Raw genomic sequence first — 6694 nt, forward strand, 5'->3', positions numbered from 1 at the left:
GTCGGGCTGCGGTTCGACATCCCATCCGCGCACCTCGGCCAGGCGGAAGAGGGTCGCCCCCGCGAGACCGCCCGGCTGGTGCGCGAGGGTGACCGCGATGTCCTGGCCCTCGCCGGGTGCGAGGTGCAGCCACGGATCTTCAGCCGACACGATCTGCGTGCGACCGCCGATGTCGACGCTGATCGTGCCGGGGACGATTCCGAAGCGCACGGCGTGGTGATGGATGCCGTCGACGTCGAGCTGTCGACGGTAGGTGACCGCCGCGCCCACGCGGGTGCTGCTCCAGCCGCCGAGGACCGGCAGCGGGGCGGGGGCGCCGGCCCAGGTTCCGGGACCGTCGATCGTCCACATACCGGTGACGTCCTGCTGACCCACCACGCCCCATACACGACCGATGCCGCGGAGCGATCCGAGGCGGAGCGCAGGCAGCCGGCCGTCGTCGAAGTTCGCGTGGCCCCACGTCTCGACTGTCGCGTCGAGACGGGTCGCACCGCCGGTCGGGACGAGCTCGGTGGCGCCGAACCGGGCGATCGTCGGGAGCGCGCGGCCGTCGAGCGCGAGATCGACGATGTCGCTCGCTCCGACGATGACGAGCGCGTCCGTGGCGGACACATCGGCGGCGTAGTGCACGCGGCCGCGGTGCACGCCCAGCGACTCCGACGCCGGAGGAAGCGCGTGGCTCGCGATCGTCCCGCAGCGGGTGGGAAGCGCGAGTCGGCTGGCCGCCGTGAGCACGCTCGGCTGAACGCGCTGGGCCGCCGGCACCCGGGGCAGCGAACCGTCGGCGGTGGGGAGGTCGTCGGTGTGCCACACCGTCACCGGCCACTCGGTCGGCCCGAGCGCCAGCACGGCGCGAATCGGCGAGCCCGGCTGCGGCGCGGGCAGTTCTGCGAGCACCACCCCGGAATCGGTGGAGACGAGGTGACCGAGGCTCGTGGCCGCGTGCCCCAGCGCTTCGGGGAGGGCGAACGCCACGGCGCTCGGCACGCGCGTGGCCAGCACGATGCCCGCCGCCTCCGCTCCCACGAGGTCGGCAGTGGCCAGGGCGAGCGTGCCCGGCAGGCCGAAACGCTCGAGCGAAAGGTCCCGCGTGACCAGCGTGCAGGACTTCGGCGGCAGCGGGATCGTCACCTCGGGCAGTCCGCGGTGCGCCAGGAGCACGGCATCCGTCATCGCATCGCCCAGATTCGGGATGCCGAGGAGCGTTGCCCCGTGATCGAGCACGAGGCGGGAGGGTGACGATGACGTCGGCGCAGCGGTGCGGTAGGCGCCCGGCGCGGCCTCGGCCGTCGCACGCGCCAGTGCCGCACCGAGGGTGCGCACGACCGCGGCGAGCACCCGGGCCTCGGCGAACTCCGCGCGCGCCTCGCCGGTGGGCGAGAGGTAGCCGTGGAAGTCGTAGTCGTGCGACATGAACCCGCCCGGGTCGCCCCAGTTGCCGATCGACGGCGTGTACCCGAAGTTGTAGCCGGAGGCCTGCAGGTACGGCGCGATCACGCGGGCGCCGCTCACCAGCAGGCGGCGCAGGGTGCGGTGCACGCGGTTGGTCTCGGTGACCAGCAGCGGCAGTCCGCGATCGGCGAGCAGGTCGGTGTACCGGCGCACCAGCGGCTCGATCTCGGCCCAGTCGTCGTCGGGGTAGAAGTTGAAGGTCGGCACGACGCCGTCGACGCCGCCCGTCGCGCCGGTCAGGTCGCCCTGCCCCGCGCAGGCGATGAGCGGGACGGTGATCCCGGCGGCGAGCGCGAGATCCCGGAGGGCAGTGAGGTAGCCGTGCCGGTCGGCGGTGTCGAAGAAGTCGAGTTCGTTCTCGAGCTGGACGGCGATGACCGCGCCGCCGACGTCCGCCTGGCGCTGCGCGATGATCGGCAGCGCCCGCGCGAACCACTCCTCGACATGGGCCAGGAACTGCGGGTCGGCGTCACGGATCCGCAGCCCGTCTTCGAGGGTCAGCCAGGCGGGAAGCGCGCCACCGTCCCACTCCGAGCAGATGTACGGACCCGGCCGGGCGATGACGGCGAGCCCAGTCTCGTGCGCGAGGTCGAGGAACACGCCGACGTCCCGGCGGCCGGTGAAGTCCCACTCGCCCGGCGAGAGCTCGTGGAAGTTCCACGGCAGGTAGACGTCGATGACCTGGTAGCCCGAGTCGCGCACCGCATCCAGACGCTGCTTCCACTCTTCGCGCGGGATGCGGAAGGGGAACAGCGAGGCGCACAGGAGCACCTCATCCCGCCCGTGCAGTGAGAGGCCCGCCGGGGTCACTCGCACCACCGAGGTGACCTCGGCGCGCGGCGCTGCGTCGTCGATGCCGGTCCGGATGTCGCGCACCCCTGTTACTGCCATGTTCTTCGTCCTTCGTGGTTCGGTCCGCTAGAGGGCGACGGGGATCGTCGAGGTCAGCAGCCCCGCGTCGACCAGGAACCGCTCCAGGACGACGGTCGCCACGCCGGTCGCCACCGAGTTGCCCCGGACGGTGGAGACTTCAAGCTCCGCGCCGAGCGATCCACCCGGTGACTGCTCGAGGAGGTGCTGACGCGTCGCGGGGAGAAGGTGCTCACCGAGCGCCCAGGTCGTCCAGCCGGTGAGCGTCACGACCTCGGGGTTGACCACGGCGACGAGATCGGCGAGGGCCGATCCCAGATAGTACGCCGTGCGCTCGATCGTCTCCGTGACCGCCGGGTCGGGCTCCGGCCCGTCGGCCACCGCGGCGAGCGCAAGGATGAAGTCGTTCTGCATGTCCATGTCCGCAAGCGGATGCCCTGGCGCGATCTCGCGCAGGGTCTGCTGGATGCCGAGGGCGCCGATGTACGCCTCGACGCAGCCGTCCCGACCGCACCGGCAGCGCCGGCCGTCGAGGACCAGCAGGGTGTGACCCCACTCCCCCGCCGTGTTGGTCGCGCCGCGCAGGATCCGGCCTTCCAGCACGATCCCAGCGCCGACACCCGTGCCGAGGTTGATGGTCGCAAGGCTCGAGTAGTTCCGGCCGCTGCCGAGCCAGAGCTCCGCGATCGCGATTGATTTGAGCGGATTCTCGATCACGAGCGGCAGCCCGACGCGTGCGCGCAGATGCTCCAGCTCGACGGTCTGCCACTTCCAGTACGGCACCACGACCGAGACGCCGAGCGGCCCCTGGATCAGTCCGGGAAGCGAGACGCCGACACCGAGCACCTCCGCGCGCGAGACGCCGGCGTMGTCGAGCAGGCGGTCGACGGTGCCGCCGATGGCCTCGACGACGGCGTCCGGATCCAGCACGTGCTCATCCCGCGCACTCTCCGCAGAGCTGATCTCGTTCAGCGCGGTGTCGAACATCACGGCGCGGACGTAGGTCTCGGCGACGTCGACCCCCACGACGAGGCCGCGCGCCTTGTTCATCGCCAGCGTTGCGGTTGGTCGGCCGATCCGTCCGGCCGTCACCTTCCGCTCCTCGATGATGCCTTCGGCCAGCAGCTCGCCGACGACGGTGACCACGGTGGCCGGGCTCAGCCCGGTCGACTGCGCGAGCTCATTCCGCGTCGTCTCGCCGGCGGACAGCACCCCGTGGAGCACGTCGAGCCGGGAGTCGCTGCGGATGTCGCGCGACGTCCGCCTCATGTTGACCACTCCATTCGTACGTCGGGCAGACCGGGCGAGCTCAGCGTCAGGATCGCCGACGCCCCGGGCTGCACGAACACGATCAGGCGGCCGTCGAGCGTGCGGCGGCGGTTCGCGGTGTACGGGGTGTTGTCACTCAGATCCCCATTCTCCAGCCCGAGGAGCGCACCGCCGTCCACGACAGCCGTCACGACCCGCTCGCCGCAGGCGACGTCGCCGCGCTCGTCGCGCAGGGTGCACTCGATCTGCAGGACCCGGTCGTCGGCGAGACCGGCACCGACGCACCGATCGACGACGCCTCCGGGTGCGGTCCACGCGGCTGCGTCGATCCGCACCGCCGGGCTTCTCGGCCGGAGCACGTCGCGGGCGACCACCTCGCCGGACCGGAGCGTCTCCAGCACCAGCGCCTCGGCGCGGGTGGTCGTCACCGCGGCCCAGTACCCGTGGCGTTCCTGATGCACCAGCGGGAGCTCCTCGTCCCCGTACCTCAGTCGCAGCTCGTCGCCGTTCCCGAAGCAGAGCACCTCGAGCGGCTGCCCATCGTTCTCGTCCCAGCTGCGGGCGACCGCGTGGCTGCGGAAGGTGTCCTCGGCGTCGGTGTCACGGTGCGGGCGGGTGACGACGTGCGCGACCGGCTCGTTCGACCACCAGCTGCGGCGGAGGTGCCAGGCGTCCTTCTCGAAGCCCGCGAGCGTCAGCAGTCCTGCCCCGGAGCCATGGGTCGGCCAGCCCCGCGCCTCGCCCAGGTAGTCGATCCCGGTCCACAGGAACTGCCCGGCGATGTAGTCGTTGCGCTCCACCTGCAGCCAGTCGCCGTAGCGGTGCGAGTTCTCGCTGCCGATGAGCGGCTTGTCGGGGAACCGCCGGTGGTCGGCCTCGTACAGGTGCTCCTTGTAGTTGTAGCCGACGAGGTCGAGCTCATCGAGGAAACCGGTCTGGCTGGACAGCTCCGGCAGCGCCGCCGCCAGGGTCACCGGGCGGGTCGGATCCTTCGCACGGACGATGTCCGCCAGCCGCTTCGCGATCGTCGTCAGACGCCGGATGTCCGGCCGGTTCGGGTCGTAGAGGCGCTCGGCCGCGGGCTTGCCCGCATCGTTGTTGCCCACGACCTCTTTGAAGAGCGGATGGGCGTACGGGTCGTTGGGGTAGTCGATCTCGTTGCCGATGCTCCACGCGATGATCGACGGACGGTTGCGGCCGGCGTCGACCATGGCGCCGAGGTCGCGCTCGTGCCAGGCGGGGAAGTCCTGCGCATATCCCTCGTGCCGAGGCGGGTACACGTTGTGCCCCTGCCACCACTTGTTCTTCGGGTTCTCCCACTCGTCGAACGCCTCGTCGATGACGTAGAACCCGAGCACGTCGCACAGCGCATACAGCTCGGGGGCGTGCGGGTTGTGCGCCATCCGCACCGCGTTGCAGCCCATCTCCTTGAGCTTGAGCAGTCGGCGGAGCCAGACGCTCGCCGGCACGGCGGTGCCGAACGGGCCGGCGTCCTCGTGCAGGCACACGCCCTTGAGGACGCGCGCCTCGCCGTTGATGAAGAAGCCGTGGTCGGGGTCGAAGTGGAACGTGCGCACGCCGACCATCTCCTCGGAGACCCCGCGGCGCAGGACGCCATCGCTCAGCCATTCGAGGGTCGTCGTCAGGCGGTGCAGACGAGGGTCGGTGTCGGACCAGAGCTCCGGCTCCGGCAAGGAGGCGGTGATCGCGGCCTCGGCCGAGCCGCCGGCCGGAACGTCGATCTCGGTGCCGAACTCGTGGACACGACCCGAGGTGAGCGAGCGGAGCTGCTGGCGCACGCGCACCGTCGCCGCGGTCGCCGTGTCGTTGACGACGCCCTGGACGATCCGCACCGTCGCGGCCGCGGCATCCGTCGACACCGTCGTGAAGGCGGTCCCGTGCTCGCGCACCCTGACCGGCTCGTCCACCACGAGCTCCACGCGCCGGGTGATGCCCGACCCGTTGTACCAGCGGGAGTCCGAGATGTCGGCGTGCTCCACCCGGACGCTCACGACCAGATCGTCGTCGGGCGCATAGGAGAGGATCTCGGTGAGGTCGAAGGAGAACTGCGCGTACCCGGAGGGCCGCCCGCCCATGTGATACCCGTTCACCCAGACATCGGAGTTCTTGTACACGCCGTGGAAGACGACGCGCACGTGCTGCCCGTGCTGCAKGCCGAGTTCGGACGGCGCGATGTGGGCGCGATACCAGCCGACGCCACCGGGCAGGTACCCGGTGCCACTGGAGTGGGACGCCGAGAAGTCCTGCTCGACGCTCCAGTCGTGGGGCACGGTGACGGGGCGCCACGACGTGTCGTCGAAGCCCTTTGCCGAGAAACCCCGCTCGTCGGAATGGGTGAACACCCACCGGCTGATCGGCATGGTCTGCATGTGCGCTATTCCTCGTCGGATGGGGCGTCGGGTGTCGGTTGGGGGGCGTACTTGTCGAAGACGCGGGAGAACAGGATGCCGGTGAGGAAGGCGATTCCGGAGAAGCCGATCACGAGCCACAGCAGGCCGTAGGCGGTCACCTGGCTGTAGAAGATGGAGACGATCACGGCGAGCGCGATGATCGCGAAGGCGGACAGCGACGTGAGCACGTGCTTGCCTGAGATCAGCCGCGCGTTGCGGAGCACTTCGCGGATGGTGCCCTCGAAGTTGGCGAGGTAGGGGAAGACCCACAGCACGTTGAGTGCGAGGACGAATGCCACCAGGTACCAGACCGCGAACACGATGAACTGGATGACCGGCTCTGTCACGTAGGTCGCGACCACCAGGTACCAGGCGCCGAGAACGGCGGCCATGAGCAGCACCAGCAGCCAGATCAGGGTCGCCTGGCGGAAGTTGCGCCGGAAGGAGCGGAAGTAGTCGCCCGTGGTGGAGTCGGACTGGCCCCGCGCGAGGCGCATCGCGGTGAAGTTCAGGCCGGTCAGCGCTGCGCCGATCGTCACGATCGGGATCGACGTCGCGATGAACACCACATTGAGGATCATCAGATCAGCGATCCGCGTCAGGAACCGCATTGCCGCGGAGTCCGGGGCGAAGAAGCCGCTCATTCGTATGTCCTGTCCAGATGGGTCGGGCGGGCCCGCGTGGTGCGGACC

Annotated in this window: 4 protein-coding genes; all 4 read right to left on the reverse strand. The window is 70.3% G+C overall.

What is annotated here, in order from left to right; all coding sequences use genetic code 11:
* Positions 1-2343 (reverse strand): beta-galactosidase (locus AC1DVT_RS16810; RefSeq protein WP_477390145.1); only part of this gene is annotated, 2343 nt, incomplete at its 3' end.
* Between the two features lie 27 nt (positions 2344-2370).
* Positions 2371-3591, reverse strand: a complete 1221-nt coding sequence (locus AC1DVT_RS16815) for an ROK family protein (protein WP_477390147.1) — start codon at positions 3589-3591, stop codon at positions 2371-2373.
* Entirely contained in the window at positions 3588-5981 is a 2394-nt protein-coding gene (locus tag AC1DVT_RS16820; protein WP_477390149.1) for a glycoside hydrolase family 2 TIM barrel-domain containing protein, read from the reverse strand. The genes AC1DVT_RS16815 and AC1DVT_RS16820 overlap by 4 nt, the downstream gene beginning before the upstream one ends.
* Positions 5982-5986: 5 nt before the next feature.
* Positions 5987-6646 carry a YesL family protein gene (locus AC1DVT_RS16825; RefSeq protein WP_477390151.1) on the reverse strand — a complete coding sequence of 220 codons (660 nt, stop codon included), beginning with the start codon at positions 6644-6646 and terminating at the stop codon, positions 5987-5989.
* Positions 6647-6694 lie beyond the last annotated feature (48 nt).

This window comes from Microbacterium sp. P2_F9, from assembly GCF_056403635.1.